The organism is Halobacterium sp. KA-6 (genome assembly GCF_021029015.1).
In the GTDB taxonomy this organism is placed as follows: Archaea; Halobacteriota; Halobacteria; order Halobacteriales; family Halobacteriaceae; genus Halobacterium.
This window is the reverse complement of the sequence record NZ_JAJJZH010000002.1, coordinates 501,956-528,204: the sequence shown is the minus strand read 5'-3', so window position 1 is coordinate 528,204 and position 26,249 is coordinate 501,956. Positions and strand designations below refer to the sequence as shown.

General features: G+C 66.2%; 25 protein-coding genes, 3 tRNA genes and 3 rRNA genes. 10 read left to right on the top strand and 21 right to left on the bottom strand.

Features of this window, described 5'->3' with window-relative positions; all coding sequences use genetic code 11:
* Positions 1–3: 3 nt before the first annotated feature.
* Positions 4–300 (top strand): hypothetical protein, encoded by a 297-nt coding sequence (locus LPA46_RS07785; RefSeq protein ID WP_230892041.1) that lies wholly within the window; start codon positions 4–6, stop codon positions 298–300.
* Here the strand turns inward: LPA46_RS07785 and LPA46_RS07780 are convergent.
* Positions 292–735 (bottom strand): universal stress protein, encoded by a 444-nt coding sequence (locus tag LPA46_RS07780; protein ID WP_230889418.1) that lies wholly within the window; start codon positions 733–735, stop codon positions 292–294. The genes LPA46_RS07785 and LPA46_RS07780 overlap by 9 nt on opposite strands.
* A 94-nt stretch (positions 736–829) precedes the next feature.
* On the opposite strand from LPA46_RS07780, the gene LPA46_RS07775 reads away from it, so the two are divergent.
* The 3 genes from LPA46_RS07775 (at position 830) to LPA46_RS07765 (ending at position 3,494) form a co-directional block, all read left to right on the top strand.
* Entirely contained in the window at positions 830–1,261 is a 432-nt protein-coding gene (locus LPA46_RS07775; RefSeq protein WP_230889419.1) for a universal stress protein, read from the top strand.
* A gap of 65 nt (positions 1,262–1,326) precedes the next feature.
* Positions 1,327–2,355 carry a hypothetical protein gene (locus tag LPA46_RS07770; RefSeq protein ID WP_230892040.1) on the top strand — a complete coding sequence of 343 codons (1,029 nt, stop codon included), beginning with the start codon at positions 1,327–1,329 and terminating at the stop codon, positions 2,353–2,355.
* Positions 2,356–2,408: 53 nt separating this feature from the next.
* Positions 2,409–3,494 (top strand): DHH family phosphoesterase, encoded by a 1,086-nt coding sequence (locus tag LPA46_RS07765; protein ID WP_230889421.1) that lies wholly within the window; start codon positions 2,409–2,411, stop codon positions 3,492–3,494.
* Here the strand turns inward: LPA46_RS07765 and LPA46_RS07760 are convergent, their stop codons facing one another.
* Together LPA46_RS07760 and LPA46_RS07755 are read right to left on the bottom strand one after the other, a co-directional pair.
* Entirely contained in the window at positions 3,495–3,932 is a 438-nt protein-coding gene (locus LPA46_RS07760; protein WP_230889422.1) for a DUF5807 family protein, read from the bottom strand.
* A 42-nt stretch (positions 3,933–3,974) separates the two neighbouring features.
* Entirely contained in the window at positions 3,975–4,400 is a 426-nt protein-coding gene (locus tag LPA46_RS07755; protein ID WP_230889423.1) for a 30S ribosomal protein S6e, read from the bottom strand.
* A 146-nt stretch (positions 4,401–4,546) separates the two neighbouring features.
* Here LPA46_RS07755 and LPA46_RS07750 point away from each other — a divergent pair, with 146 nt between their 5' ends.
* A complete protein-coding gene (locus tag LPA46_RS07750; RefSeq protein ID WP_230889424.1) occupies positions 4,547–4,825 on the top strand; it encodes a hypothetical protein in 279 nt (92 codons plus the stop codon).
* Here LPA46_RS07750 and LPA46_RS07745 read toward each other — a convergent pair.
* The 6 genes from LPA46_RS07745 to LPA46_RS07720 form a co-directional block, all read right to left on the bottom strand.
* Positions 4,822–5,763: an ABC transporter permease gene (locus tag LPA46_RS07745; protein ID WP_230892039.1), complete on the bottom strand. Its 942-nt coding sequence runs from the start codon at positions 5,761–5,763 to the stop codon at positions 4,822–4,824. The genes LPA46_RS07750 and LPA46_RS07745 overlap by 4 nt on opposite strands.
* Entirely contained in the window at positions 5,760–6,719 is a 960-nt protein-coding gene (locus tag LPA46_RS07740; protein ID WP_230892038.1) for an ABC transporter ATP-binding protein, read from the bottom strand. Before LPA46_RS07740 ends, LPA46_RS07745 begins: the two co-directional genes overlap by 4 nt.
* The gene (gene nosD, locus LPA46_RS07735; RefSeq protein ID WP_230892037.1) at positions 6,712–8,103 is read right to left on the bottom strand and encodes a nitrous oxide reductase family maturation protein NosD; all 1,392 of its coding nucleotides are present in this window, start codon (positions 8,101–8,103) and stop codon (positions 6,712–6,714) included. The genes LPA46_RS07740 and nosD overlap by 8 nt, the downstream gene beginning before the upstream one ends.
* Positions 8,104–8,109: 6 nt before the next feature.
* Complete coding sequence (locus LPA46_RS07730) at positions 8,110–8,820, bottom strand: hypothetical protein (RefSeq protein WP_230892036.1); 711 nt, start codon at positions 8,818–8,820, stop codon at positions 8,110–8,112.
* Between the two features lie 131 nt (positions 8,821–8,951).
* Positions 8,952–10,943 (bottom strand): TAT-dependent nitrous-oxide reductase, encoded by a 1,992-nt coding sequence (gene nosZ / locus LPA46_RS07725; RefSeq protein ID WP_230892035.1) that lies wholly within the window; start codon positions 10,941–10,943, stop codon positions 8,952–8,954.
* 1 nt (position 10,944) lies between these two features.
* Positions 10,945–11,448 (bottom strand): plastocyanin/azurin family copper-binding protein, encoded by a 504-nt coding sequence (locus LPA46_RS07720; protein ID WP_230889430.1) that lies wholly within the window; start codon positions 11,446–11,448, stop codon positions 10,945–10,947.
* A 219-nt stretch (positions 11,449–11,667) separates the two neighbouring features.
* On the opposite strand from LPA46_RS07720, the gene LPA46_RS07715 reads away from it, so the two are divergent.
* On the top strand, positions 11,668–12,918 hold the full coding sequence (locus LPA46_RS07715; RefSeq protein WP_230892034.1) for an MBL fold metallo-hydrolase: 1,251 nt from the start codon (positions 11,668–11,670) through the stop codon (positions 12,916–12,918).
* On the opposite strand, the gene LPA46_RS07710 is transcribed toward LPA46_RS07715, so the two are convergent.
* From LPA46_RS07710 to LPA46_RS07700, 3 genes are all read right to left on the bottom strand, one after another.
* Positions 12,919–13,188 (bottom strand): DUF6360 family protein, encoded by a 270-nt coding sequence (locus tag LPA46_RS07710; protein ID WP_230892033.1) that lies wholly within the window; start codon positions 13,186–13,188, stop codon positions 12,919–12,921.
* Between the two features lie 88 nt (positions 13,189–13,276).
* Complete coding sequence (locus tag LPA46_RS07705) at positions 13,277–15,037, bottom strand: nitrite/sulfite reductase (protein WP_230889433.1); 1,761 nt, start codon at positions 15,035–15,037, stop codon at positions 13,277–13,279.
* An 87-nt stretch (positions 15,038–15,124) separates the two neighbouring features.
* Entirely contained in the window at positions 15,125–15,412 is a 288-nt protein-coding gene (locus LPA46_RS07700; RefSeq protein ID WP_230889434.1) for a hypothetical protein, read from the bottom strand.
* A gap of 237 nt (positions 15,413–15,649) precedes the next feature.
* Here LPA46_RS07700 and LPA46_RS07695 point away from each other — a divergent pair, with 237 nt between their 5' ends.
* Positions 15,650–15,799 (top strand): hypothetical protein, encoded by a 150-nt coding sequence (locus LPA46_RS07695; protein ID WP_230892032.1) that lies wholly within the window; start codon positions 15,650–15,652, stop codon positions 15,797–15,799.
* Positions 15,800–15,831: 32 nt separating this feature from the next.
* Positions 15,832–16,488, top strand: coding sequence for a DUF7119 family protein (locus tag LPA46_RS07690; protein ID WP_230892031.1), 657 nt, complete (start codon positions 15,832–15,834; stop codon positions 16,486–16,488).
* Here LPA46_RS07690 and LPA46_RS07685 read toward each other — a convergent pair.
* Complete coding sequence (locus LPA46_RS07685; RefSeq protein ID WP_230892030.1) at positions 16,485–17,714, bottom strand: M20 family metallopeptidase; 1,230 nt, start codon at positions 17,712–17,714, stop codon at positions 16,485–16,487. The two genes, LPA46_RS07690 and LPA46_RS07685, sit on opposite strands and share 4 nt — an antisense overlap.
* 81 nt (positions 17,715–17,795) lie before the next feature.
* On the opposite strand from LPA46_RS07685, the gene LPA46_RS07680 reads away from it, so the two are divergent.
* Positions 17,796–17,869: transfer RNA gene (locus LPA46_RS07680), tRNA-Lys, on the top strand.
* A 190-nt stretch (positions 17,870–18,059) separates the two neighbouring features.
* Here LPA46_RS07680 and LPA46_RS07675 read toward each other — a convergent pair.
* The 8 genes from LPA46_RS07675 to LPA46_RS07640 all read right to left on the bottom strand — a co-directional run bounded on the left by LPA46_RS07675 (position 18,060) and on the right by LPA46_RS07640 (position 25,822).
* A complete protein-coding gene (locus LPA46_RS07675) occupies positions 18,060–18,263 on the bottom strand; it encodes a hypothetical protein (protein WP_230892029.1) in 204 nt (67 codons plus the stop codon).
* Between the two features lie 53 nt (positions 18,264–18,316).
* Complete coding sequence (locus tag LPA46_RS07670; protein ID WP_230892028.1) at positions 18,317–19,117, bottom strand: hypothetical protein; 801 nt, start codon at positions 19,115–19,117, stop codon at positions 18,317–18,319.
* 106 nt (positions 19,118–19,223) lie between these two features.
* Positions 19,224–19,299, bottom strand: a tRNA-Cys gene (locus tag LPA46_RS07665).
* 124 nt (positions 19,300–19,423) lie between these two features.
* A 5S ribosomal RNA gene (rrf, locus tag LPA46_RS07660) occupies positions 19,424–19,545 on the bottom strand.
* 128 nt (positions 19,546–19,673) lie between these two features.
* Positions 19,674–22,595: ribosomal RNA gene (locus LPA46_RS07655) — 23S ribosomal RNA — on the bottom strand.
* A 368-nt stretch (positions 22,596–22,963) separates the two neighbouring features.
* Positions 22,964–23,035, bottom strand: a tRNA-Ala gene (locus LPA46_RS07650).
* Positions 23,036–23,144: 109 nt separating this feature from the next.
* Positions 23,145–24,617 (bottom strand): 16S ribosomal RNA (locus LPA46_RS07645).
* The 16S, 23S and 5S rRNA genes sit together here with 2 tRNA genes alongside, the layout of an rRNA operon.
* A gap of 896 nt (positions 24,618–25,513) precedes the next feature.
* Positions 25,514–25,822 (bottom strand): non-histone chromosomal MC1 family protein, encoded by a 309-nt coding sequence (locus tag LPA46_RS07640; protein WP_230889440.1) that lies wholly within the window; start codon positions 25,820–25,822, stop codon positions 25,514–25,516.
* A 225-nt stretch (positions 25,823–26,047) separates the two neighbouring features.
* Between LPA46_RS07640 and LPA46_RS07635 the strand changes: the two genes are divergently transcribed.
* Complete coding sequence (locus tag LPA46_RS07635; RefSeq protein WP_058984575.1) at positions 26,048–26,245, top strand: AbrB/MazE/SpoVT family DNA-binding domain-containing protein; 198 nt, start codon at positions 26,048–26,050, stop codon at positions 26,243–26,245.
* Positions 26,246–26,249 lie beyond the last annotated feature (4 nt).

The following is a 26,249-nucleotide window of genomic DNA, read 5'->3' as shown; positions in this document are numbered from 1 at the left end:
ACGATGACAACCCCTGATTGGTCCGACGAACACGTCTCGCGGGCGAACCGGTTCACGCTCCACGTGGTGCTCGTGTGGGTGGCGCTCGTCGTGTTGCAGGCGATGCTGCTCCCGACCGGCTCCATCGGCATGTTGCTGACGGGTGTGTTCGCGCTCGGCGCGACGTGGCTGCTCGTGCACTCGCTGTTCACGCAGGTGGACGGGCTCGTGAAGACGAGAATCGCGGAGGCAGAAGATTATGCAGACGTAAACGAACCGGACGCGGAGGCAGAGGGCGACGCGGCGGAAGAGTCAGACTGAGAGGACCGGCTGGCTGGCGTACAGCAGCACGTACTCGGCGGCTTTTTCGAGGACGTCGCCGGTTTCGTCGCGCATGCCCTCGCGGGGGATGGTGAGGAAGTCGGCGTCGACGTCCGCGGCGCAGTCGAGGATGACGCTGCCGGGGTGCTGGAGTTTGCGCCTCGTGGAGAACCCGTACGCGATGGTCGAGTCGACGCGGACGTCCTCGGGCGCGAGTTCCTCGACGTCGTTGAGGAACGTCCGGGTCTCGTCGGCGAGTTCCGGTTCGTCGACTTCGCCGGCGTGGATGCCGCGGCTGACCGTCTCGCCGAGGACGTACAGCGCGTGGGCGTCGGCGTCGTACCGGTCCGCGACCGCGAACGCGTACTCGGCGGCCGTGACCGAGGCGTCGGTCCCGTCCACGGGCACGAGCACGGTGTCCACTTCGAGGCTCATGGCTGCGTCTGCGCGGGCGGGCTACTAAAGCGCTCCGCGTGTGCGGGCTCCACTGCCGCGTGGCTTTAAGGGGCGCGGGCGCGCAGCGTCGAGTATGATAGAGACGGTGGTCATCGCGACCGACGGCTCCGAGAGCGTGGGGCGCGCCGTCGCGGTCGCGCTCGACTTCGCGGAGCGCTTCGACGCGGACGTCCACGCGCTGTACGTCTTAGAGGAGAGTGAGGTCGAGAGCGCGCCCGCGGAGGTCCGCGAGGAGATGCACGACGCCCTCGAGGAACGCGGCGAGGAGGCCGTCGAGCGCATCGCCGAGGATGCCGACCAGCGGGTGACGACGGCAGTGCGGGAGGGGCGGCCGGCCGCGGAAATCAGCCAGTACGCCCGCGACGTGGACGCCGACGTGGTCGCGACCGGGACGCGGGGCCGCCACGGTGAGAACCGCTTCCTCATCGGGAGCGTCGCCGAGCGCGTCGTCCGGACGTGTCCGGTGCCCGTGTTGACGGTGCGCCAGCTCGACGAGAACGAGTAGCGGGAGTACAGCGAGCGTCTGACCCAACGCGGGCTTTTTCCTCCGGGCGGCCGGGCGTGTAGTCGATGCCCTCCACGCGCCGCCGGTTCCTCGCGGCAGTCGGTACGACTGGTATCGCGGCCCTCGCCGGGTGTAGCGCGTTCGACGGCGGCCGTCCGGACGTGAACACGGGGAGCGGCCTGCACGCGGACACGAGTCGCGCGCTCGACGACGAAGCCGTGTACCTCGCCGGCGACACCGACGACCTCCCCGACCCGCCGAACACCAACGATGCAGTCGCGGGGGCGGACATCGTGCTCGCGACCGCGAGCGCGGACCGCGGGGACCTCGTCCGAGCGCTGCGAGCGGGCAAACCAGTGGCGTTCGCGGCCGGTGACGTACAAGCCGCGCTCCGCAGCCTGCTCGAAGCCGTGCGAGGCGAGTACACGTTCGGCGTCGAGGCCGTCCGCGCGAGGCCCGTCGAGACGGTCGTGGCGATACCGAACGCGAATGGAACCGTCGAGACGTACACGTTCGTCGACGACGGCGGGTGGGACGACCCCGCGCTCGACCCGCTCGGGTGGGCGCTCGTCGGCCGCGTCCCCGAGTGTGACACGTTCGTTCCGGAATCCTCGGCGGACTCGATGTACGACTACGCGGGTGCCGCGCACGTCGTCGGCTGCCTCGAAACCGGGGAGGCGTACGCGTCGCGGACGGTCGCGTCGGTCAGCCGGCAAGACACCGGCCAGTACGTCCGTCTACGAACGACCCTCCACGCGGCGGCCGGCGACGGGTACGCCGTCGAGGAGGCCGTCCGCAGCGCCGACCTCCCCGACGACCAGCGCCTCGACAGCGTCTTCCCGAACCCGCACACGCGCAACGGCGTGCAGGTCGCGAACGTCTCGGACACGATTCGGAGCCAGTTCGCCGTCGAACTGACGCCCGCGTCCGACCGCGCCCGGAGCGCGCTCACCGGCTGTGGCGGCTTCCGGACCGAGGGTGCGGTCGGCTACGACCACCGCAGCAGTTTCCAGTGGAAACGCGACCGGCTGCTCGGGAGCGACCGTCACTACGCGAGCGCGACGGGGCGCGGCGAGTGGCACCTCGACGACTGACCGCCAACCCACCGAACCACTGGGTTCTTTGCGCGTCCGGGCGTCCGTCCAGTATGGAAGATTGGGTCATCGAGGACGAGGACATGCCGCTGGAGCGGAAGTCGCTGCTCCCCGGCAAGGGCTTCTTCATCCCGGACAGCATCCACGAGGAGCGCAAGGACCGAGAGATTCGCGAGGAAGCGGAGGGCGCGGACGTGCTCGTCGTCGCGGACCCGGACGCCGACGGGATGGCCTGCGCGGCCATCGTCCGCGAAGTGTACGGCGACGCGGCGCTCGTGCCCGCGGGCCCGCACGAACTCGAAGACGGCCTGCGGCGCGCCGCGGAGTTCGGCGAACTCGACTGCACGGTGTACGTCTGTGACCTCTGCCCGGACAAGTACGCGTACGTCGAGGACGAGCTCGCGTACCTCGTCGAGCACGCCAGCGACGTGCACTGGTACGACCACCACCAGTGGACCGACGACACCGAGGCCGCCGTGCGCGAGGCGGGCGTCGACCTCGTCATCGGCGACTCCGAAGAGGAGTGCACGGCCGACGTCGCGGTGCGCTCCATCGACGCGGACCTCCCGCGCTACCTCAAGGAACTCGCGGCTGTCACCCGCGACCACGACCTCTGGCTGAAGGAGGACCCGCGCAGCGACGACCTCGCGGACTACTCCTACTGGGTGGACACCGACGAGTACATGGAGACGATCCAGGAGCACGGCGCGGACCTCCCCGAGGACGTCATGGAGTTCCTCGAGGAGCGCCGCGTCGAGAAGAACGACCTCATCGACCGCGCGGTGTCGCGGGCGTCGCTGCGCGAGGTCAACGGCTGGACCGTCGGCGTCACCTACGGCCGCTGCTCGCAGAACGAGGTCGCCGAGGCGCTGCGCGAACAGGGAGCCGACGCCGCAGTCGTCGTCAAGCCTTCCGGGAGCGCGAGCATCCGGGGCACCGAGGACTTCCAGCGAGCCCACGAGGTCGCCCGCCAAGTGAACGGCGGCGGCCACCCGAAGGCGGCGGGCTGCAAGCCCGACATCTACGAGGACATGATGGACTACGCGAACCACTGGACGTCGCAGGGCGCGACCGCGAAACAGGTCATCCTCGACGGGTTCCGCAACCTCGACCCCGAAGAAGAACCGGACGAGTCCTGACTAGCGCTCGCCCGCGAGCCACTTGTCGGAGTACGACTCGCCGCAGGAACAGTAGACGTAGGCGTGGATGACGTCGCCCTCCGCGTAGAGGCCGCCGACCTCCTCGTTCTGGGGTTCCGCGAACGAGAACGCGAACTGGGGGCTGTGCTCCTGGGGGCCGTCGCTGGCGTGCGGGCAGTCGCCGCCCGCGAGGTCGCTGTCCACGTGCCCGGGGTTGTCCATCGCGGCGGACCCGAAGTCCATCGCGCCCATCCCCGTAATTTTCTTGAAGACGCTGCGGCCGCGCTCGCCCTCGACGACGAGCACGACGCCGTCGTCGACCCGTTCGGCGTCGTCGCGGTCGGCTAGCTTGTCCACGTCGGAGACGTACGACTCGGAGAGGTAGAGTGCGACGTCGTCGGTCCTGTCGCCGGCGAGATACGCGTCGTAGTCGCTCACGACGACGAATACGCGACGAACGCGAAAAAGCGTGGCGTTCCGTTAGGCTTCGGCTTCTTCGGCGTCCGCTTCCTCGGCTTCCTCCTCGCCCTCGCCGTAGAGGGATTCGACGGACTCCTCGCCGCGCTCGGCGATGGAGACGTTGAGCTGGGCGACGGCCTCGGAGACTTCCTTCCCGCGGACGGTGACGCGCTTGCGCTCGCCGTCGTCCTCGGGGTTGAAGCCGGGGCCGCCCGTGAGCAGCACGTCCTTGAGCGCGGAACCCTCGACGTCGCTGCGCATCGGTCGGCCGGCGGCGTCGCTGCCGCCCGTGATTTCGACCGTGTAGCCGTCGAGACCGACGGCTTCGCCGTCGACTTCGTCGCCGATTGCGAGGCCGAGGAACCGATTCGCGTCCTGTCCGTCTACCTCCTGCTGGTAGCTTCGCCCCGACTCGGGGTCGGCGACGACAACTTGGAACGTAGCCATGCGTGAAACCAATCGGGCGCAGTTCAAAAACCCGTCGAAGCCGCTCCCGCCGGCAGGACGCTCCTCGCGGGGGAATTGTGGGTGCTGGGGCGTGGCCGGCACCCGAGCGTTGAAGGCGCGGCCCACACAATCACGCGGTGACGGACATGGACCGCGAAGTTCTCATGGACCGCCTCGAAGCCGCCTTCGGCGGGACGCCCGCGGAGCGCCGCGTGGTCGCGCGGATGGCCGGCGACCTCGCCGACGCGGAGGCGGGAGACGGCGACCTCGACTTCGAGGTGACGCCGGAGGCCGTCGTCGACCACCTCGGGGACGCGCCGGGCGGGTCGCCCGCGGAGCGCTGGAACTGGTGGATTGGCGCGCTGGACGCCGCCCACGGCGGCTACCGGCGGTTCCGCGTGACGGCGTGGCAGCAGGACTCCTAGATGGAGCGCCGGCCGAGCGCGGCGACTGCGGCAGTCACGGGCACGAGTATCCACGCCGCGAGCGCCGCCAGCAGCACGCCCTGACTCAGCCCCGCGCCGGTGAGGACGCCGGCGATGCCGCCCGCGGTCGTGGAGACGGTGCGGAGCACGAGCACGCGGAAGAGGTCCGCGGGGTTCGCGAGCACCGCCACGGAGACCGCCCACTGCGGGAGGTCGAAAGTGGCGATAGCGCCGAGCGCGACGAGGTCGTGGACGAGCACGAACCACACCCACGCCGCGAGCGCGCCGCCCAGCGCCCGCGTCTTCTCACTGGCGAGCGCGGACGAGAGGACGCCGACGCCGAGGAACGCCAGCGCCGCGGCGACCGCGATCAGCGCCACCCACGCGTACGCGCCGGCGACGCCCACGCCAGCGTATCGGACGAGGAGTGCGCCGCCGACCGCGAACCCGAGCAGCATGCCGCCGCCGACCGCGGCTGCGCGGCCCGCGTACTTCCCGACGACCACCGAGAGATTCGACAGCGGGAGCGCAAGCAGCATCTCGAGGCTGCCGGACTCGTCGGCGCCGACGATGGCGTCGTAGCCCGCGGCGAGCGCGACCAGCGGGACGACGTAGACGCCGACCTGCGCGAAGCTCGCGAGCACGGCGCCGACGCGCGTCGGCCCGACCTCGGAGCCGCCGAGAACGACCAGTGCCAGCGAGAACAGCGCGAACACGACCGCCGCGCCGACCGCCCAGCGGCGCCGGACCGCGAGGCGGTACTCGCAGGCGGCGACCTCGACAGTGCCGCGGACGGTGCTGCGGATGCTGTCGCGCTCCACGAGGTCTGTCGCCGTTGCGCCGTCGGCTGCGAACTCTGGGGGTTCGTCGACGACCGCAGTTGCGCCGCCGTCGGTCGCAGGCTGCTCGTCCACGGCGTCGGTGCGGTCTGCCGTCACGCCCGCTCACCCCCGGTTTCGACTGCAACGTCGCCGCCCGCGGCGACCTCCTCACGAAACACCGCGTCGAGACCGGGCTCGGTGACCTCGACAGATTCGACGTCGGCGGCCTCGCGAAGCGCGTCGAGCACGTCGAAGACGCCGTCGCGCTCGCAGGTCAAGTGGACGCGGGCGCCGTCGGTTTCTACAGTCGTCACTGCGGCGTGGTCGAGCAGGTCGGCGGCGGCCGCGTCGGGGTCGCTCACGACGGTCGCGTCCACCGAGACGGTGTCTGCGGCCGCGCGTCGGAGGTCCTCGACGCTCCCCGAGACCGAGACGTCGCCATCTTCGAGGACGGCGACGCGGTCGCAGAGGCGCTCGATTTCCGTGAGGACGTGGGAGGTGACGAGGACCGTCACGTCCGTCTCGGTGGCGAGCGCGTCCACGATAGCGTGGAAGTCCGCGACGCCCGCCGGGTCGAGGCCGGCGGTCGGCTCGTCGAGGAGGAGGACGTCCGGGTCGCCGACGAGCGCGGTGGCGAGCCCGAGCCGGCGGTTCATGCCGTTCGAGTAGCCGCCGACGCGGCGGTCCGCGGCGTCCGCGAGGCCGACAGTGCGGAGCACGCGCTCGACGCGGCCGTCACGCGCGTCGGCAGGGACACTTCGGACACGAGCGTGGAACGAGAGGACTTCGCGGCCCGTCAGCGACGGCGGGAAGCCGGCGTGTTCGGGGAGGTAGCCGACGCGCTCGCGGAGCGCGGTGCCCGCCGACGGCGCGAGGCCCGCGACCGTGACGCTGCCCGCGTCCGGCGTCTCGTGGCCGACGAGGAGTTTGAACAGCGTGGTCTTGCCGGCGCCGTTGCGGCCGACGAGCCCGAGCGTCTCCCCGCGGTCGACGGCGAGGCTGGCGCCGTCGAGCGCGGTGACTGTGCCGTAGGACTTCTGCACGTCGCGGATGTCGATGGTTGGGTCAGGCATAGTATCGCCTCCAGTCGTCGTGAGCGGGAGTCGCGAGCGGGTGGTGGTCGACGACGCCGGGCGCGTCCACGAGCGGCACCGACCGACCCGCCAGCCGGACCGCGTCGAACGCCGGGCTGGACGCGAACACGCGGGTCCCGGGATGTTGGCGCGCGAGGTTCTCGACGGTGCCGTCGGGCTGGAACCGGACCTCGCTGACGCCGTCGTGGTCGACGTCGACGGGGCTGGCGTCGCTCCAGTAGTTGCCGCGGTCGCTGGCGTTCCACGCGACCTGCTCGCCGACCACGGCGTACATCGCGTCCGCGTTGTCGACGAACGAGTTCCCGGCCGCGCGGACGTCGACGCTGCCAGCGGTGAGGTGGACGCCGACGTCGTTGGCGAGCACGAGGTTGTCCCGGAACGCGTTGTCCAGAGAGTTGTAGACGAAAATCCCGTTGTCGTTACCGACGAGGTCGTTGCCGGCGATGGTGGAGTGGTCGACCTCTTTCACGAGGACGCCGTGGCCGCTCGTGCCGGTGTTGTTGACGGCGACGTTGTCGACGATTTCGAGGTCGTCCGAAACCATCAGCGCGTAGCCGGCGTCGTTGTCGAAGGCGGTGTTGTTCGCGAGCCGGTTCCTGTCGGAGTACATGTAGTGGACGCCGTAGCGGAGGTCCCACAGCGTGTTGTTCGACGCGACCACGCCCGAGCTCCACGAGAAGTAGACGCCGTCGCGGACGTCCGTGATGCGGTTGTCCGCGATTTCGGCGTCGTTGGCGCGCCAGAGTTGGATGCCGTTCCCGCGGTCGGAGCGACGCTCGACGCTCGTGCGGCCGACGATGGTGGTGTTCGCGATGCGAGCGTCCGGCACGCCGTTCACCCAGACGCCGAACGTGGTGTTCGTGATGCGCGTGTCCGCGACGGTCGCGCCGGGTGCGTCCACCCAGACGGCGGCGTCGTTGTCCTCGGTGCTGTAGCCGGCGTTGCGCACCCAGACGTCCCGAATCGTCAGGCCGCTGGCGTTGACGGTGACGACGTCGCCCTCGGCTTTCCCGGAGACGACGGACTCGGAGGGCGACTTCCCGGCGATGGTGACGTTCGGCGTGTCGACGCTGACGGGGCCAGCGACGTGGCCGTGGACGCTGACCGTATCACCGGGTTCCGCGGCGTCGACGGCCGCGGCGAGGGAGTCATAGCGTTCGTCGCCGATGGCCGCGTAGCCGTCGCCGCGCTCGTCCACCGACGAGAGCGCGAAGTCGTACTCCGCGGGGACCGGCGCGTCGAACGCGACCTCGGGGCTGCCGGCCGCGTCGTCGCTGGGGGCGGCGACGACGGCGCCGACGCTCACCACGAGGACGGCGACGACCGCGACGGCGAACCCGCGCTCGATGCGGCGGTCAGTCACGGGCGGTCACCTCGCAGCCTCCGCGTCTGCTGTGGTGTCTCGGTTCGTGATGCGCGCGGCGAGGTCGCCGAACGTCGCGTCGCTGTCCCGGAAGTAGAACGCCACGACGAGCAACGCGACGGCGACGATGGCCATGTACGCGCCCAGCCCGAAGCGGCTGTAACTGGTGATGTTTGCGACGTGGTACTGGCCCCACAGCGGCGGCGTGAACCCCTCGACGCCCATCACGGGCGCGTCCGGGTCGAGCGTGTGGCCGGCCTGGTAGAGCCGGTACTGGATGTCCGCGAGCATCACGCCGAACACGACGACGGTGCCGACTAGTTGGGCGGTCAGCCCGCGCTTCAGCCGGCGGGCGTCGGGCGCCAGCGAGACGAACAGCGTGGCCGCCGACACCGCGACGAACGCCAGCGGGCCGAACGACCACTCCGGCACGTCCACGGCGTACGGGTGTGGCTCGTAGTTCGGCTGCCAGTACACCGGGTCGGGGTAGTAGAAGCCGATGTACTTGTTGAGGTTCGCCATCTCCGCGTAGTCGCCCGCGATGCGGGGGTAGGCGTACAGTTCGAGGTGCAGCGTCGTCGACGGGTACTGCACGGCGTCCACGGCGATGCGCCACATCGGGAAGAACAGCGCCGCGACGAACAGCACCGCCGCTGCGAGCGGGAGCGCGCGCCGGACTTCGCGGAAAGCCGAGGGGTCGGGAATCTCGTAGTCCATGGTGTCACCTGCCCGGGGTTCGCGCGACGAACCACCGGTTGCGACCCCCGCGGGCCGCGCCGACACGGCGAGCGTGCCGGCGCCCCGGGGAGGCCGCCGATGGCCGTCGAGTGGATGACAGACAGGGTCGGTCAGTCGTCGCGCGGTTCGACGAGCATCCGCGAGCGCATCTCCAGGTGGAGCGCGCTGCAGAAGTACGTGCAGTAGATCCAGTAGACGCCGGGTTCGTCGGCCGTGAACGTCGCCTCGCGGGTGTCCTGGGGCGCGATGGCGAGGTGGACGTCGTGCTCGGGGATGGCGACCCCGTGGATAACATCGCGCACGCCCTCGATGTTCGTCACCGTGAGCGTCACCTCGTCGCCCTCCTTGACGGTGAAGTCCTTGAGGCCGTACTCCGAGCGCATCGAGGACGTCTTCACGTCGACGGAGCGCTCGCCCGTGCGCTCGACCCGGGAGTTCTCCTTCGTGACGAACTCCTTGTCGCCCTCGTAGTCGGCTTTGTCCCACGTCGTCGCGGGGTCGAGTTTGTCCTTGTGCGCGAACACGCAGTCGTGGGGCTCGGGGTAGGCGGGGTGGTCGGCGACCAGTTCCATCTCCTTCTCGCCCTGGCCGATGTGGATGAGCTGGTCGTTGTCGGGGTGGATGGGGCCGACCGGCAGGAAGCGGTCCTTCGAGAGCTTGTTCAGGCTCACCAGCCACTCGCCGTCGGGGTCAGTCGTCATCGCCTCGACGGCCTGAATGTGGCCGGGGTTGTAGTGGACGTCCTGCTTCTCGATGACGGGGTCCGAGGAGCCCTCCTCGGCCTCCACCGCCGCCTGGATGTCCCACTTGACGGCCTGGGAGTCGATGAACAGCGACGTGTACGCGTGGCCGTTCCCGTCGAAGGTCGTGTGCAGCGGGCCGAGGCCGACGTTCGGTCGGCCGGCGACGACGTCCTCGGGGTCGCTGGAGGAGTCCAGCGCGTCGATGTCGAGGATGGTGACCGTCGGGGAGAGTTTTCCCGCGATGAACGCGTAGTCGCCGTTCGGCCCGATTTCCACGCAGTGCGGGCTCTTCGGCGTCGGGATGTACCGCACGATGGGGCTGTCCCCCTGGTTCAGCGAGCTGTCCTGCGTGCCGTCGACGACGGGCACGCCGTTGACTTCCTCGTACTCGCCCGCCTGCACGGCCTCCTCGATGGCGGGCACGTCGAATGCCTTCACGTAGTCGCGGTCGTCGCGGGTCATCTCCGTGACCGTGACGCCGCCCTCGTCGTTGTACGCCGACGAGATGGCCCAGCGGCCGTCCTTGTCGGTGTCGACGATGTCGAGGTTGCCGTCGACTTTCACCTGCCACTGGGTCTCCATCGACTCGGGGTCAATGGCGGAGAACAGCGACACGTACTCGTCGGGGTTGTCGAGGTCGCGGCCGTCGTTGGGCAGCGGTGTGCGGAACTCGCCGTTCCCGAATATGTACTCCGTGTCCGGGCTCTGCACGGAACACCCGTGGATGGCCTGCATGTTCGGGACGTCCGTGATGGCGTCCGTCTCGAAGTACTTCAGATTCACCCGGGCGATGCGGCCGTTGGCCTTGTCGTTCACCCAGAGGTACTCGCCGTCGTAGTCGCCGTCCGTCTCCGACAGCACGGGGTGGTGGTTGTCACCCCACGTGTAGTCGCCGGCGCCCTCCAGCATCTCCGCGGTCTGGTCGTCGTAGCCGTAGCCGCGGCCGGCCTCCGTGTTGAACACGGGAATGCGCATCAATTCGCGCATCGACGGGATGCCGATGATGCGGATTTCGCCGGACTGGCCGCCCGACCAGAAGCCGTAGTACTCGTCGTGCTCGCCGGGCGCGACCTTGTGGTCGGGTGTCGACCCGTCCGAGCTGGTCGTGGTGTTCGAACTGCCGCCGCCGATGTTGCCCGAACAGCCCGCCAGCCCCGCCATCGCGCCGGTCGCGACGCCGGCCTTCACGAAGTCACGCCGGGAGAGTTCGAGGCCGGCCAGTTCCAGCGTCGTCGAGTCCTCTTCGGGGGTCGGTTCGTCGACCTCCGCGAGCAGGTCGTCGAGTTGGTTCTCGTGGCGCTCGACGACCGCCTCGGGGTTGAGCGTCTCGTCTGCGTCGTCGGGAGTGTGTTGGGACATCTTAGACAACCCGGACGTAGCCGACCATCCCGCTCATCTCGTGCGGGATGCAGTAGTACTCGTAGGTGCCGGTCGTCTCGAACGTGTGTTCGTAGGTCTCGCCCTGCGGCACGTTGCCCTCCTGGCCGCTGTTGTAGCCGTCGATGGCGGCCTGCTCGGAGTCGAAGTCGCCGGACGCGAAGTACTCCGCGCCGTCCGGGATGTTGTCCTCGTAGGCCGTCACCGTGTGGCCGACCGCGCCGGTCGTCTCCCACGTCACCGTGGTGCCGGCCTCGACCTCGATGCGTTCGGGCTCGTAGACCAGTTCGTCGGTCATGTCGACGGTGCTCGTCTGTACCCACTCCTCGCCGGAGCCGCCGCTCTCGGTCTCGGTCGGCTCGGCCGTCGTCCCGCCACCGCCGCCACCACCGCCGCTGTCGCCACCGCCGGAACAGCCGGCGAGCGCTGCGACACCGACGACGCCAGTGCTTGCGAGGAACCGTCTGCGCGAGTAGTGCTCGTCCATGTTTGCCTCACGTCGTCGGTCAGGGGCACACACACGTAAACCGGAAACCACAGTACAAGGTCCCGGGAACGCAACCGAACACGTTCGGGAACGGGGTTACGGGCGGCGGCTCTGATATGGTTGGTAACAACCCACACAACGGCTGTGGCGGCCGGATTCTGGGGTCGCTGAGACTGACTGGACCGACGGAGCCAAACAGCGCGCGCCCCTACCACGCATATGGACTTGCGGTTTCTCGGCGGCGCGCGCGAAGTCGGGCGCAGCGCGATTCTCGTCGACGACTCGCTGCTGCTCGACTACGGGATGAAGCCCGGGACGCCCCCGGGCTACCCCGAGGACGTCGACCCGGACGCGGTCGTCGTCAGCCACGGCCACCTCGACCACGCCGGCGCCGTCCCCGCACTCGTCGCCGGCACGCGCCGCCCACCGATTCACTGGACACCGCCCACACGCGATCTCACGCGGTTGCTCGCGCAGGACACGCTCAAACTACAGGGAGGCGGCGAGCGCGGCGGCCGCTACGACTGTCCGTTCACGCGCGCGGAAGTCGCCGCGCTCGGCGAGGTCTCGGAGACGCACGGCTACCGGGAGACGTTCGAGGCCGCCGGCTACGAAATCACGCTCTACGACGCCGGCCACATCCCCGGGAGCGCACACGTCTTGGTGGACGACGGCGACACCCGCTTGCTGTACACGGCGGACTTCAACACGGAGGACCAGCGCTTGCTCGCCGGCACGACCGCCCGGCCCGACGCCGACGTCGTGATTACCGAAGCCACGTACGCGGACGTGACCCGCGATGACCGCGCGAGCATCGAGGACGCGTTCGCCACCTCCGTAGCGGAGACGATTCGCGGCGGCGGCACCGCCGTCGTCCCCGCGTTCGCGGTCGGGCGCACGCAGGAACTGTTCATGGTGTGTGCCGCCCACGACATCCCCTGTTACGTCGACGGGATGGGCGTCGCCGTCACGGAGCGGTTCAAACAGACCAGCGAGTTCCTCCGGGACGCCGACGCGTTCCAAGAAGCGCGTGGCCACGCGCGCCTCCTCGACAAATCCACGCGGAACGGCCAGCGAAAGCGCATCGCCGACAAACCGACGGCCATCGTGACGACGGCGGGGATGCTCTCGGGCGGCCCCGCGATGACGTACGTCCCGGAAATTTCGGGCAACCCCCAGCACGAAGTCGCGCTCACGGGGTACCAGGTCGAGGGGACGCCCGGCCGCGAACTCCTCGACACGGGCAGCGCAGAAATCGACGGCCGCCATCTCCGGGTCGCCGCGCGCGTCAACAGTTACGACTTCTCCGCGCACGCCGACCGCGAGGGCCTGCGCGAGTTCCTCGACGACTACCGCGGCAGCGAGGTGCTCGTCAACCACGGCGACCGCTGCGAGTGGTTCGCCGACCAGTTGCGTGCGGACGGCTTCGACGCGAGCGCGCCCGACCGCGGCCCGACGATTACGGTGTAGTTACTCGTCGCTCTCCGCGCGGTCGGCGTAGGACTCGAGTTCGCCCGCGAGTTCGCGGGCCTCCTCGGGGGAGAGGGTCGCGCGCTCGGCGTGGGCCGGCACGTGCTCGGTGTCCGTGTTGTCCAGTTCGATTTCGAGGCGGACGTCGCCGTCGTCGGTCGTGACGTTGAGCACGGCGAGCGCGTCCTCGGTCCAGCCGTGGCCCTCCGCCTCGCCGTCGAGGAGGGTGAACGTCGTGTACGCGTTGACCTTGATGATGCGGTCGGCCATGGGGAGAGCACGCGCTCCGCGTGGGTGGGTGTTTCGACAGCGGCAGTAGAAAGCGGAGCGTGAGAGGAGAACGAGAAGCGCGGTCGCGTCAGTCGTCCGCGGAGATGGGTTCGCCCTCGCCGTTCGTCGGCGCGGGGCTGGCGTCCATGTCGTCGTCGTCCGCGTACGGGTACCACGTCATCTTCGTGTTGTGCATGTACGGGTCGTCGTAGTCCGTCTCCTCGGGGTCCGCGAGCTCCTGGAGCGCGTCCTCCTCCTGGCGCTGGATGAAGTCACGGAACGTCTCGTCGTTCTGGCGCTCGTCCTCGTAGGTCGCCAGCAGGTTCTGGATGTACCCCGGCACCTCGTCGGCGGGCACGCGCATCTCCACCCACTCCGCGAAGTGGGGGTTCTCGCCGAGCCCGCCGCCCAGGCCGACGTCGAGCGCTTCGACGGGTTCGCCGTCCTTGCGGGTCTTCATCCCGCGGAGGCTGATGTCCGCAATCTGGGGCTGCGCACAGGACGCCGTGCAGCCCGAGAGGTGGATGTGGAAGTCCGTCACGCCGTCGGGGACGTCGACGTTCTCCTTGAGCCAGCGCGCGTACCGCACCTGGCGGTTCTTCGTCTCCACGATGGACAGCGAGCAGAACTCGGTTCCCGTACACGCGATGGAGCCCCGCATGAACGGGTGGGGGTCCGGCGAGTAATCTTCTAAGAGGTCCGCCGCGAGGAAGTCGTCGAGATCCTCCTCGGGGATGTCCGTCACGATGACGTTCTGGCGCTGCGTGAGCCGGACCTCGCCGCTGCCGTACTCGTCGGCGAGGTCGGCGAGTTCGTAGACGTCCTCGACGCCCTGCCGGCCGACCAGCACGTTCAGGCCGACGTAGTAGTTGCCGTCGGGCTGCTCGTGGACGCCGACGTGGTCGCCGTGCTCGTGGCCGCCCGCGTTGTACGTGTACTGGTCGCGGAGGTCGTCGCCCGCGGATTCGAGGTCCCAGTCGGTGTAGTCCTCCTGGAGGACGCGCCGAACCTTGTCGGCGCCCCACTCGTCGACGAGGAATTTGATGCGTGCGTTGTAGCGGTTGTCGCGGTCGCCGTGATCGTTGAACAGTTCGGTCACGGCCGCCGCGATGTCCGTGGCCTTCTCCTCGGGCACCCAGATGTCGACGTCGCGAGCGAGGCGCGGCTCTTTGCGGGAGAGCCCACCGCCGACGCGGACGTTGAAACCGAGTTCGCCGTGCTTCTCGGCGGGCTCGAAGGCGAGGTCGTTGATGTCGCCCTGGCCGCAGCCCTGGTCGCAGCCCGTGACGGAGACCTTCCACTTGCGCGGGAGGTTCGAGTAGGCGTCGTTGCCCTTGAACGTCTCGTGGAGCTCCTCGGCGACCGGCCACGCGTCGATGTGCTCGTGGGTGTCCTTCCCGGCGACCGGGCAGCCGACGATGTTGCGCCACGAGTCACCACACGCCTGCTGGGTCGTGAGGTCGTTCTCCTCGAGCTTCTCGAAGATGTCCGGCACGTCTTCGAGTTTGATCCAGTGCAGCTGGATGGACTGGCGGGTCGTCCAGTCACAGTACGCCGCGCCGAACTCCGGATTGTCGACCGGGCCGCGGGCGTACTCGTCGGCGACCTCCGCGACCGTGCGGAGCTGGCCGGGCTCAAGGACGCCGTTGGGCGTCCCGATGCGCATCATGAAGTAGCTCTCCTGGCCCTTCCGCTGGTGGTACAGTCCCCACCACTTGAAGCGCTCGAACCAGGCGTCCTCCTCCTCCTCGGGGATGGCGTCCCACCCCTCCTCGGCGAACCGGAAGAGGTGCTCCCGGATTTCGTTACCGTAGACCTCGTCTTTCCATCGCTCCACGTCCGTTGGCATATAGAAGCATACTCGGTTTCCGCCCTTACCAAAGCGTGCTTGGTGTCAAGGTTCCCCGCGACCGTCCGGTAGCGGATACTTTTACCGCTATCGCCGAACACCTTCGACCAGCTCGAAGCCGTCGTCGGTCACCTTCCCGACCGGCAGCCACGGTGCCGTTCCGGACTCCCCGCAGTTCAGGCAGTGCCCGTGCGGCCGCGCCTCCACGCGCCGCCCGTCCGCGCCCACGTCGACGAACGCTTCGACGACGAGCCACGCGAGCGAGCACGAACAGAAGCTCTCCGCGACCGGCCACACCTCGCTGGTCCCCACCGCACGCTCGTCGTTCACGCTCACCCACGCGGCGTCGTCGAGCAGCCGCAGTCGCGTCGCCATACTCTCGCTAGGGGGTCCAGCCGTGTCCCCCCGTCGGCGCTGGCAACGCCTGCCTGCCGTCCTCACTACCGTCAAGACTCTCTGGTACCAGCCAGCGCTGGCGGGCGTTGCGCGCTAAGCGACAGTTATCCGTGTGTGTGCCGTACCGTGGAGTATGCATACCCGCACCCGTGGCCACCGCCAACACGCGTCCGCCGACGCCGCACCCGAGCTGTTCACAGCGGAGGTGGACGGCGAGTGAACCAACACGCCGAACGCGACGCCGACCGCGAGGAGACACCGGACCGCGACGACGACCACCTCGCCGACGTCGAACCCGGAGCCGGCTGCACGGAGATTTGGGAGCACCTCTCGGAGCGCCGGGAGAGCCACGACGACGAGGAGTAGGTGTTTTACGCGCAACGCCGTTACTGGACGCCATGACTGACGAGGAGCGGCTCCCGCCGACGGACCGCGAATCACCCGTCGGCGAGCCGGTCGTCCGCGGCGACGAACGCCTCACCGGCGAGCACGCCCGCGAAGCCGTCTCGTTCGACCCCGACGACCCAGACAGCGTCGCCGAAGCCGCGGAGACCGTCGGCGCGTTCGCGCGCAACGAACTCGGCGACAGCCACCTCTACATGCTCCGCGGGGCCGCCGCCTGCGCCGCGCTCGTCCGCGCGGAGGAATCCTACAAGGCCGCCGCCGAGCGCGCGGACGGCGACGTCGGCGTCTCGTTCATCCGGAAGTGGGCGCGCGTCCACGACCTCCCGCGGGCGGTCCGCGAGCACGTCGCCGCCGGCCACATCCCGCCGACCGCCGCGAAACACATCGCGCGCGTCGGCGGCGACGACCGCTACCTCCTCGCGTGGGCCGTCGTCGACAACGACCTCACCGTCCGGAACGTCCGGCAGGCCGCCAGCGCGGTCAACGACGGCGACTCCCTCGACGAAGTGCTCGAAGAACTCGGCGTCACCCCCGGCGAACTCACGGTCACGCTCCCGTCGCCGGTGTACCGCGACCTCCGCCGGCACGCGACCGTGTCGGACCGCGACGCCGACGACGTCGTCGCCGACGCGCTCCGCGACTACCTCTAGTTCTCCGCGAGGAACGCCTCACCCGCGTCAGCGAGTACGTCCACCGCCGTCTCGACCTCCCGGAAGTCGATAGTCTCGTCCGGGAAGTGCGCCTGCTCGATGCTCCCCGGGCCGAACATCACGGTCGGAATCCCGGCCTCGATGTAGTGGCGCGCGTCCGCACCGTAGGTCACGCCCCGCGGCGCGGTCTCCGCGAGGTCGTTCGCGCGCATCCCCGACTGGACGGCTCGCACCACGGGTTCGTCGGGCGAGATTTCCGACGCCTCGAACTGGACGGTGAAGCGCTCGAAGGCGGGCGGGTGCTCGGCTAGCCATTCGTTATCGTCGACGACGGCCGCGAGTCGTTCGTCGAACGCTTCCTCGACCTCGGCGACGGTCTCGCCCGGCGCGACGCCGATGCGCCACTCCGCGGTGAGTGACGCGGGGACCGTCGACGCCCACTCGCCCGCTTCGACCGTGCCACAGACGACCGGCCACTTCGTCGGGAACTCCTCGTACAGTGGGTGGGTGACGGTCTGCTCGCGCTCTTCGGCGAGGTCCGCGAACGCCTCCCGGATGCTGTCGAAGTGCGGGAGGACGGACTCGCCGCGCCACGGCGTCGCCGCGTGCGAGGACCGCCCGGTCAATCGCAGGCACTTCATCAGGCTCCCCTCCGAGGCGACCACGGGAGTGAGCGCGGTCGGCTCCGCGATAATCGCGGCGTCCCGGTCGAAGGGATAGGGGTTGTCCAGCGCTGCGGTCGCCGCACCGACGCCGCCGGCCTCCTCGCCGACCACGCCCTCGACGACGACTCGTCCGTTCAGGTCGCGCTCCGCGAGTGCGAGTGCCGCGAACACGCACGCCGCGAGCCCGGACTTCATATCCGCCGCGCCGCGCGCCGTCAGTTCGTCCCCCCGCCACCGCGCCTCGAACGGCTGCGACGACCACACCGCCTCGTCGGCGGGCACGACGTCGAGGTGCCCGTTCAACACGAGCGTCGGTCCCGCGTCCGGGTCGCCGAATTCGAGGACGCCGCCGACGCTGCGCCGGTCGGCTGCTCGAATCGCGTCCGGGTCGTCCGGGAACGACCGGTGCTCGGCCAGTAACGCCGCGTCCACCTCCCACTCGTAGGTCTCGAACCCGAGTTCCTCCAGGCGCGCCGCGAACCACGCCGACACGGGTGCCTCCCCGCCGTCCGTCGACGCGAACGAGACGAGGTCGGACGCGAAGTCGCGCACTCCATTCATACGAATCGGTTCGCCGACGGCCGCCTAAGGGTTTCGCTGGATGGTAAACGTTTAACGTCGCGCCGCCCGACGTGAAATCGAGGGCCGATAGCTCAGTCCGGCAGAGCGTCTGGCTTTTAACCAGACGGTCGAGGGTTCAAATCCCTCTCGGCCCGTTTCTACTGCGAGCGCACGTGAGCAGCGATGCGTGCCGGAAGTTCAGCTCGAAGACACCGTGTATCGGCGAACCCTGATGAGCGGCGTCGAACCCGGGACTTCCGACCGTAGAACGGGTAGAACCGGGGCTCGACTGAACGTGGTTGGCGTTGCCACTATCGGTATCGACGGCCGAACGAGAATGAGCGACTACGACTGCGTGTGTGCAAGCCAGGTGAGACCGACGCCGAGGCCGACGGCACCGAGCGCGCCGAGCGCCTGGAGGACGGTGACGACGCCGCTGTTGGTGTACTGCCACGGCATCCCGACGAGCGTCCCGAGGCCGACGAGCGCGACGAACACGCCCACGAGGACGCCGTAGACGTCGAGCGTATCAGCGAATAGCTGTTGCATGCACGACGCCTCGCCGCGGAACACGTTAACGGTGACGGAACGCCGTAGCGGCGTCAGTACCGCGACGGCATGAACGCCAGCATCGAGAGCAGCGCGGCCGCGAGCGTGCTCAGGATGACGATGCCCCAGAGCCCGTTCGTGCGCTCGTGGAACTCCTGCTGGGCGTCCACGTCAGAGTGGTAGTCCTCGTAGTCGGTCGTCAACTGGAGGACTGTCGAACCGTCCTGCTGCTCGAAGTGCGCGAGGTACGCCGTGTCACCGAGTGTGGTGTTCTCGCCCTGGCTGAAACTGACCTCGTTGGTCCGCGGCGCGAACCACTCGATTGTCACCGACGAATTCGTGACCGACGCGACGCGCGTCTCGTTGTCGTTGTTCGGGCGCTCGATCGCGTCGCCCTCCGCGAAGTTGTGGACGACCGGATCGTCGAGGTACTCGTCGCGCTCGACGAGCCGCCGCTCACCGTCCTCCTCGACGATGACGTACGTCGTGCCGTTCTGTTCGACGGTCGGCCGGTCGACCGTCTGGACCTCGCGGAGCTCGAACTCCGTCGGCTCGGTCTGGTTCGGGATGACGACCGAGTAGTCGTCACCCTGGTAGACCACCGTGTCGTTGGCCGACCACGACTCCGTGTACCGCGCGGACTCGTTAGTCCACTCCGCGGTCGCGGAGCCGTCCGAGACCTCCGTGAAGCTGTACGACGTCCCCGCCACCGTCAACGTCTTGTCAGCGGAGACCGTGTAATCCGGGTCCTCAAGTGTCACGTCGGGCTGCTGAGCGGCGCCGATGAACGTGTACGCGCCGGCCGCCAGCAGAAGGAAGACCACGACGGACACCGCCGCAGCACGTCGTTGCATACTCGAAGCGTAGAGAGGGCGTCGTATAATCGTTACTTTCCCGCCGCGTTACCCACGACGGCGACGCCCCGAGACTACTGACTCGGCGATCGACAGCACGCGAAAAAGCCAAGGGCCGGATTTGAACCGGCGATGAGCGGCTCTGCAGGCCGCCGCGTTAGGCCGGACTCTGCCACCTTGGCACTGTCTCGTCGTACTGCGCTCGCTCGCTTAAACGTAGCGGTACGGAGCGTCGCCACTCCGCGCTACAAATACAAAAAGCCCCGAACAGCAGCAGTGCTGTTCGAGGCTTGATGAAGTATGAATAGCAGGCGGCAAACCGGATTTCCCAGAGGCTCGCGCACTCCAGTACTGACCGGAACGCAGGCGGGCTTATCTTCCGTGTTCGGGATGGGTACGGGAGTTGCCCCGCCGCTATGGCCGCCTTAATACCGACCAACGGAATCGAACCGTTGTTCCCGGACAGAAGTCCGGGACGCCAGTATCGGCGAACGTCCGTGTGTAAGTGCAATCCAGTTAACGCCTGGACTCGACCACGTAATGTGGTGAGTGCATGAGTGTGTGGCATTCGGTCGTTTAGTGCTCGCGGGCTGAACGTCTCGTTGCCTTGACGCGTACACCCCGAGTCTATCGAACTCGTCTTCTACGAGAGACCTCAACGGTGATTCTTTTCCAGGTGGGTTTCGAGCTTAGATGCATTCAGCTCTTACCCCGTGGTGCGTAGCTGCTCGGCACTTGCCCTCTCGGACAACCGATACACCAGTGGCACCCGTTCATAGTTCCTCTCGTACTATATGAACGTTCCTGTCAATCACCAATAACACCCCCAATAGATAGCAGCCGACCTGTCTCACGACGGTCTAAACCCAGCTCACGACCTCCTTTAATAGGCGAACAACCTCACCCTTGCCCGCTTCTGCACGGGCAGGATGGAGGGAACCGACATCGAGGTAGCAAGCCACTCGGTCGATATGTGCTCTTGCGAGTGACGACTCTGTTATCCCTAAGGTAGCTTTTCTGTCAGCAATGGCCCGCATCAAGCAGGCTCATTGGTTCGCTAGACCAGGCTTTCGCCTCAGCGTCCCTCGTTGTGTAGGACACTGTCAGACTACCTTATGCTCTTGCGCTCTTCTCCGGGTCTCCGACCCGGATGAGGTAGCCTTAGGGCGCGCTCGATATCTTTTCGAGCGCGTACCGCCCCAGTCAAACTGCCCGGCTACCGGTGTCCTCCTCCCGGAGTTAGGGTCACAGTCACTGACGGGTAGTGTTTCATGGCTGACTCGGCGACGTGCTGGCGCACGCACCTGTGTAACGTCTCCTACCTACCCTGCACATCAGCGACCGTGTCCCAGCGACAGCCTGCAGTAAAGCTCTATAGGGTCTTCGCTTCCCCTTGGGGGTCTCCAGACTCCGCACTGGAACGTACAGTTCACCGGGCCCAACGTTGGGACAGTGAGGCTCTCGTTGATCCATTCATGCAAGCCGCTACTGAAGCGGCAAGGTACTACGCTACCTTAAGAGGGTCATAGTTACCCCCGCCGTTAACGGGTCCTTCGCCCCATTGTACTGGGTGTTCAGATACCCGCACTGGGCAGGATTCAGTGACCGTACGCGTCCTTGCGGATTTGCGGTCACCTATGTTGTTATTAGACAGTCGGAGCCTCCAAGACACTGCGACCTGCCCAATCACTGGGCAGGCATCCCTTATCGCGAACTTACGGGACTAACTTGCCGAATTCCCTAACGTCGGTTGTTCCCGACAGACCTAGGCTTTCGCTGCCAGAGCACCTGTGTCGGATCTTGGTACGGACATCGTGCTCGTCTTTTCACGGGCCCCAGATTGACTCGAGTTTCCCTATCCTGCCGTTCGTCCGCTTCCTGCCATTACGGCTTCCACGGACTTGGACAGTTCGACCGGGCGATGGCCCGGCTCGAGCTACTCCGAGGCGTCGACTTTCACTGCACGATGGCACGAGAATATTAACTCGTTTCCCTTTTGACCCGCTCGAATTACGACGGGACTTAGGACCGGCTAACCCTCGGCTGATAAGCATTGCCGAGGAACCCTTGCTCTTCTCGGTCGTCGGGGTTCTAACCCGACTAACGCTGCTACTATGGCCAGGATTTTCTTCCCCATTCGGTCCACTCGAGTTCTCACCCGAGCTTCCGCCCGAACAGAGTGCCAACCTACTGGATCACGCTGTCACACGTGCCGTTAGGTCTCGGTGGTGAACTTGAGCCCCGATCATTTTAGGCGCCCCGAACCTCGGCCGGTAAGCTGTTACGCTTTTCTTGGAGGGTAGCTGCTTCTAAGCTCACCTCCCGGCTGTCTAGGGCTCGGGACCACCTTCAATCGCACTTAGCTCACACTTTGGGACCTTAACCTAACTCTGGGTTGTCTCCCTCACGGTACACAGGCTTACCCCGCATACCGGATTCCCTGCGTCAACGGCGTTCGTAGGTTCGGAGTTCGACAGGAGGGCCAACTCCTCTCGGAGTTGGACCCTCCAATCGGTAGCTCTACCCCACGAACTACCTCGGCAGAGGTCATGCTTCGACATGTTTCGGTTGGAACCAGCTGTTGCCAGATTCGATGGGCCTTTCACCCCTACACGTAGGTCACGGGAGGGTATTGAAAGACACCAACCCTAACAGACCTCCACATGGCTTTCGCCATGCTTCATCTTGCCCACGCGTAGATCATCTGGTTTCGGGTCGTGTCCGTTTGACTCCCCGCCCTTGAAGACGGCGGCCCTCGCGCAAAGCGCTGCGGCCATGTCGGTTTCCCTACGCCTCCCCGGATACTCCGGTTAGACTCGTCAGACAGACACACTCCCTGGCTCGTTTTTCAAAACGTACGACGGAACATCGGCTCCTCACAGGTCCTACTACAGGCTCGCGCCTGACTCGTTCCCAGTGAGGCCTTTTATGCCCCGTCGCTCCATCGCCACCTGATTTCAAGCCCTATTTCACCCCCCTTTGTGGGGTGCTTTTCAGCGTTCGTTCACACTACTTGTTCACTATCGGTCTCGGAGAGTACTTAGTCTTGGCAGTCGATGCCTGCCATCTTCACGAGGGATTTCCGACCCCCGCTACTCTGGAGCTGGCTCACGACTTACTTGTCCTCGATACGGGGCTGTCACCCTGTATCGCGCTCCGTTTCAGGAGACTTCGCGAGAACGTTCAGTCGATGCACGCCAGTCCGAACACCACATTGCCCAGAAGGCTTCGGTTTGGACTGTGCCGCGTTCATTCGCCATTACTGACGGCGTCCCATTCGGTTTCTCTTCCTGGCCGTACTGAGATGTTTCAATTCCGGCCGTTCCCTATTGCGCAAAGCAATTGCAGTGGGGATTCCCATTAGGAGATCCTGAGTTCTTCGCCTCCGTGCGGCTCCCTCAGGCTTATCGCAGCTTGGCACGTCCTTCATCGGCATCCGAGCCGAGCTATCCACCAGGTGGCACAGTAGCCACGTTGGATGTCAGCTGCAGAGCAGCTGACGATGGTACTCAACCACACGAAGTGGTCGAGGGTTGTTGGCGGTGAAGCCAACGACGATGAATGTCGACTGTAGAACAGTCGACGATGCTCAACACATAATGGTTGAGCGCTGTTGAGTCACGGATGTGACCAACAGTCGGTACTCGACCACGGTGGTCGAGTCCAGTGAGCGCCTGGATTGCACTTACACACGGTCGTCATCGTACGTCCTCGTGGTGAACGAGGAGCGTACATAGACCCTTCCCACCCGCACTTTCGCGGGGTGGTGCATCAGTCTTCGTCGCGATTCATCGTTGCGCCGTCTCCCACTTAAGGGGCACGGTTCAAGATGAATCCCGGACGGGATGGACCCACTGGGATTCGAACCCAGGGCATCCTCCTTGCAAAGGAGGCACTCTACCACTGAGCTATGGGCCCACCTCCCGAATCGGGAGGAGGTTACGTTAGCCTTGATGGTTTGTAGGTGTCCAACTGGTCACGGCGTCGTCGAAAGGTGGGCCAGGGCAACGCCCTGGTCCCGATCGTTAGGAGGTGATCCAGCCGCAGATTCCCCTACGGCTACCTTGTTACGACTTAAGCCCCCTTGCGGAGCCCAGATTCGACCGGCGCATGCCGGCCTCATCCGAACCCCACTCGGGTGCTTTGACGGGCGGTGTGTGCAAGGAGCAGGGACGTATTCACCGCGCGCTTCTGACACGCGATTACTACCGAATCCAGCTTCATGAGGGCGAGTTTCAGCCCTCAATCCGAACTACGATCGAGTTTAGGAGATTAGCGCCTCCTCTCGGAGTTGCATCCCATTGTCTCGACCATTGTAGCCCGCGTGTTGCCCAGCTCATTCGGGGCATACTGACCTACCGTTGCCCGTTCCTTCCTCCGCTTTAGCAGCGGCAGTCCACCTAATGTACCCAGCTACCCAAAGGGTACTGCTGGCAATTAGGAGTGCGGGTCTCGCTCGTTGCCTGACTTAACAGGACGCCTCACGGTACGAGCTGACGGCGGCCATGCACCTCCTCTCAGTAGCATCGGGTAAGGTCATCAACCTGACCGTCATTACTACTGTCGGAGCTGGTGAGATGTCCGGCGTTGAGTCCAATTAAACCGCAGGCTCCTCCGGTTGTAGTGCTCCCCCGCCAATTCCTTTAAGTTTCATCCTTGCAGACGTACTTCCCAGGCGGCCCGCTTCTCGGCTTCCCTACGGCACAGCGCAGGCTCGTAGCCTGCGCCACACCTAGCGGGCATCGTTTACAGCTAGGACTACCCGGGTATCTAATCCGGTTCGAGACCCTAGCTTTCGTCCCTCACTGTCGGATCCGTCCTCCTGAGGCGCTTTCGCCACCGGTGGTCCGTCCAGGATTACAGGATTTCACTCCTACCCCGGACGTACCCCTCAGGTCTTCCGGTCCCAAGCCGAACAGTTTCCGCTGGACGCCTGCTCGTTAAGCGAACAGATTTCCCAACGGACTTGTCCGGCCAGCTACGGACGCTTTAGGCCCAATAATATCGGCCATCACTCGGGCTGCCGGTATTACCGCGGCGGCTGGCACCGGTCTTGCCCAGCCCTTATTCGTACACCACCTTACGGTGTACAAAAGTGAAGGCTCTATGCCTTCACACTCGGAGTCCCCTTATCGCACTTGCGTACAGTGTAAAGGTTTCGCGCCTGCTGCGCCCCGTAGGGCCCGGAATCTTGTCTCAGATTCCGTCTCCGGGCTCTTGCTCTCACAACCCGTACCGATTATTGGCACGGTGGGCCGTTACCCCACCGTCTACCTAATCGACCGCAGCCACATCCTGTGGCGCCGTAGCGTTTCCAGCTCCGCCCGTTCCAGGGGTGGAGCGTTATTGGGAATTAGCCTCAGTTTCCCGAGATTGTTCCCATCCACAGGGTAGTTTGGCCACGTGTTACTGAGCTTTCCGCTGCGGGTCTAAACCCGCACAACTAGCATGGCTAAATCGGACTCCGATAGCAATGGCCTCCGGCAGGATCAACCGGAATGTTTGCTGGGGTTAAACCCCAGCGACCAGAACTAAAAGTCCTGGTTTGGCGGGAACACAAAAGTGTTCCTCATAGCCACGACAAAGCGCCGTGGCCAGTTGGATGTCACCAAACCATCAAGGCTAACATCAGATTCCATCTGTACGGCGGACCGCAGGGGTGGAATCCTCATTCCTTCGGACCTGAACGTAGTCCGCGATGGGTCATAAACCCATCGGACTTCGTTCGGCCCGAGACGACGTTCGCATTTCCTCCAACGCCCCGTTATTACTTAAGGGCATCGAACCACGCTCGTAAGAGCGGGAATCGAGCCCCAGAACGGGACCGAGGTAATGCATCAGTCGTCCGGAGAGACCCGGACGACCTCATTGTCGTGCGCATTACCTCGTATTGCCCGTTATTACTTAAGGGCATCGAACCACGCTCGTAAGAGCGAAGGTCGAAGCCCGGAAGCGGGCGTCGGAAGCATACGTCAGTCACCCGGGAAACCCGAGTGACCTCATCGTCGTTCGCATTCTTCCGAAGCGCCCGGTATCACTTAAGGGCGTCGAACCAGACTCGCCGAAGGCGAGGGGTTCGACGCGGGGCGTCGAGGCGTCAATCAGTGGCGTCGGGTACACCGAGCCACCTCACGTCGTTCGCATCTCATCCGAGTGCCGGGTTACGTAAAACCCCATCGAACCAGGGACGCATAGACACGCCACCGCATACCAGAAAACCACGTGACGGCGTACCGAGGGTTACGCGTGAAAGTACCGCGTGGGTGGAGGTCGACCGGTCGTCCCGCGCGAGTGCGTGCGGTCGGGCCGAGTGGTGCCCACGCAGCCGTCACTAGTCGTGGGAGTGACTAAGCCGTTACGCGTCGCACACGCGGACAAAAGATACGGCGAGCGGCGTCAGTCTTCGATGTGCTTGATGCCTTCCTTGGAGACGTTCGCTTTCGTAATCTCGCCGGGCATCCAGTCTGGTTTGTCGCCGGGGGCCTCCTCCTCCCACGCCCACGCTTCGTAGATGTGGACTTTGTCGGTGCCCTTCTCGCGGAGCCGGAGCTCCTTGCGGTCGGCGTCCTGTTCACTGTCGGCGACGTCCTCGATGCGGCGAGCCGCTTTGAGCGCGGCCTGCCGTGGGGTGTTCCCGCTGAAGACGCTCGTCTCGTCGTCAGATTCTCGGAGCGCGAAGTTGCGCTTGCCGTCCTCACGTACCATGGTTTTGCTCCATGCTATGCGAACACAAGGGCGGGTGATAAATATACCGCCGATTTTGCCGGTAGATTTATGTACTGAGTTGGCTGGTTCGGGGAAAGCGCCGACCTCCCGGGCCGACAGTCCGCCAGCCGTACTCGCTGCCAATCGCCGCCAGCACGCGTCAACTCAGACGGTCGGAAGAACTTAAGTACGGTGTGCGGCGAAAGGCAACGTAGACACTTCGCGATGGTTCGCAAGAAGACGCTCAGCCCGAGTGGCGCCAAAGGCGACGACGGGGAGTACCACAACGCCCACGTCAACCTCCACGAGGACGAACTGTCGGTCGCCGGCCTCGACATCGGCGACGAAGTCTTCGTCAGGGTTCGCGAGGACAAAATCATCATCCAGAGAGCCGACCAGGACGACGTCGAGCACGACTTCTAACCGA

What these genes read in the sequence shown, in the direction of transcription:
- LPA46_RS07785 (WP_230892041.1), top strand. Translation starts at nt 4, where the DNA reads ATGACAACCCCTGATTGGTCCGACGAACACGTCTCGCGGGCGAACCGG.
- LPA46_RS07780 (WP_230889418.1), bottom strand. Translation starts at nt 735, where the DNA reads ATGAGCCTCGAAGTGGACACCGTGCTCGTGCCCGTGGACGGGACCGAC.
- LPA46_RS07775 (WP_230889419.1), top strand. Translation starts at nt 830, where the DNA reads ATGATAGAGACGGTGGTCATCGCGACCGACGGCTCCGAGAGCGTGGGG.
- LPA46_RS07770 (WP_230892040.1), top strand. Translation starts at nt 1,327, where the DNA reads ATGCCCTCCACGCGCCGCCGGTTCCTCGCGGCAGTCGGTACGACTGGT.
- LPA46_RS07765 (WP_230889421.1), top strand. Translation starts at nt 2,409, where the DNA reads ATGGAAGATTGGGTCATCGAGGACGAGGACATGCCGCTGGAGCGGAAG.
- LPA46_RS07755 (WP_230889423.1), bottom strand. Translation starts at nt 4,400, where the DNA reads ATGGCTACGTTCCAAGTTGTCGTCGCCGACCCCGAGTCGGGGCGAAGC.
- LPA46_RS07750 (WP_230889424.1), top strand. Translation starts at nt 4,547, where the DNA reads ATGGACCGCGAAGTTCTCATGGACCGCCTCGAAGCCGCCTTCGGCGGG.
- LPA46_RS07740 (WP_230892038.1), bottom strand. Translation starts at nt 6,719, where the DNA reads ATGCCTGACCCAACCATCGACATCCGCGACGTGCAGAAGTCCTACGGC.
- LPA46_RS07730 (WP_230892036.1), bottom strand. Translation starts at nt 8,820, where the DNA reads ATGGACTACGAGATTCCCGACCCCTCGGCTTTCCGCGAAGTCCGGCGC.
- nosZ (WP_230892035.1), bottom strand. Translation starts at nt 10,943, where the DNA reads ATGTCCCAACACACTCCCGACGACGCAGACGAGACGCTCAACCCCGAG.
- LPA46_RS07720 (WP_230889430.1), bottom strand. Translation starts at nt 11,448, where the DNA reads ATGGACGAGCACTACTCGCGCAGACGGTTCCTCGCAAGCACTGGCGTC.
- LPA46_RS07715 (WP_230892034.1), top strand. Translation starts at nt 11,668, where the DNA reads ATGGACTTGCGGTTTCTCGGCGGCGCGCGCGAAGTCGGGCGCAGCGCG.
- LPA46_RS07710 (WP_230892033.1), bottom strand. Translation starts at nt 13,188, where the DNA reads ATGGCCGACCGCATCATCAAGGTCAACGCGTACACGACGTTCACCCTC.
- LPA46_RS07705 (WP_230889433.1), bottom strand. Translation starts at nt 15,037, where the DNA reads ATGCCAACGGACGTGGAGCGATGGAAAGACGAGGTCTACGGTAACGAA.
- LPA46_RS07700 (WP_230889434.1), bottom strand. Translation starts at nt 15,412, where the DNA reads ATGGCGACGCGACTGCGGCTGCTCGACGACGCCGCGTGGGTGAGCGTG.
- LPA46_RS07690 (WP_230892031.1), top strand. Translation starts at nt 15,832, where the DNA reads ATGACTGACGAGGAGCGGCTCCCGCCGACGGACCGCGAATCACCCGTC.
- LPA46_RS07685 (WP_230892030.1), bottom strand. Translation starts at nt 17,714, where the DNA reads ATGAATGGAGTGCGCGACTTCGCGTCCGACCTCGTCTCGTTCGCGTCG.
- LPA46_RS07675 (WP_230892029.1), bottom strand. Translation starts at nt 18,263, where the DNA reads ATGCAACAGCTATTCGCTGATACGCTCGACGTCTACGGCGTCCTCGTG.
- LPA46_RS07670 (WP_230892028.1), bottom strand. Translation starts at nt 19,117, where the DNA reads ATGCAACGACGTGCTGCGGCGGTGTCCGTCGTGGTCTTCCTTCTGCTG.
- LPA46_RS07640 (WP_230889440.1), bottom strand. Translation starts at nt 25,822, where the DNA reads ATGGTACGTGAGGACGGCAAGCGCAACTTCGCGCTCCGAGAATCTGAC.
- LPA46_RS07635 (WP_058984575.1), top strand. Translation starts at nt 26,048, where the DNA reads ATGGTTCGCAAGAAGACGCTCAGCCCGAGTGGCGCCAAAGGCGACGAC.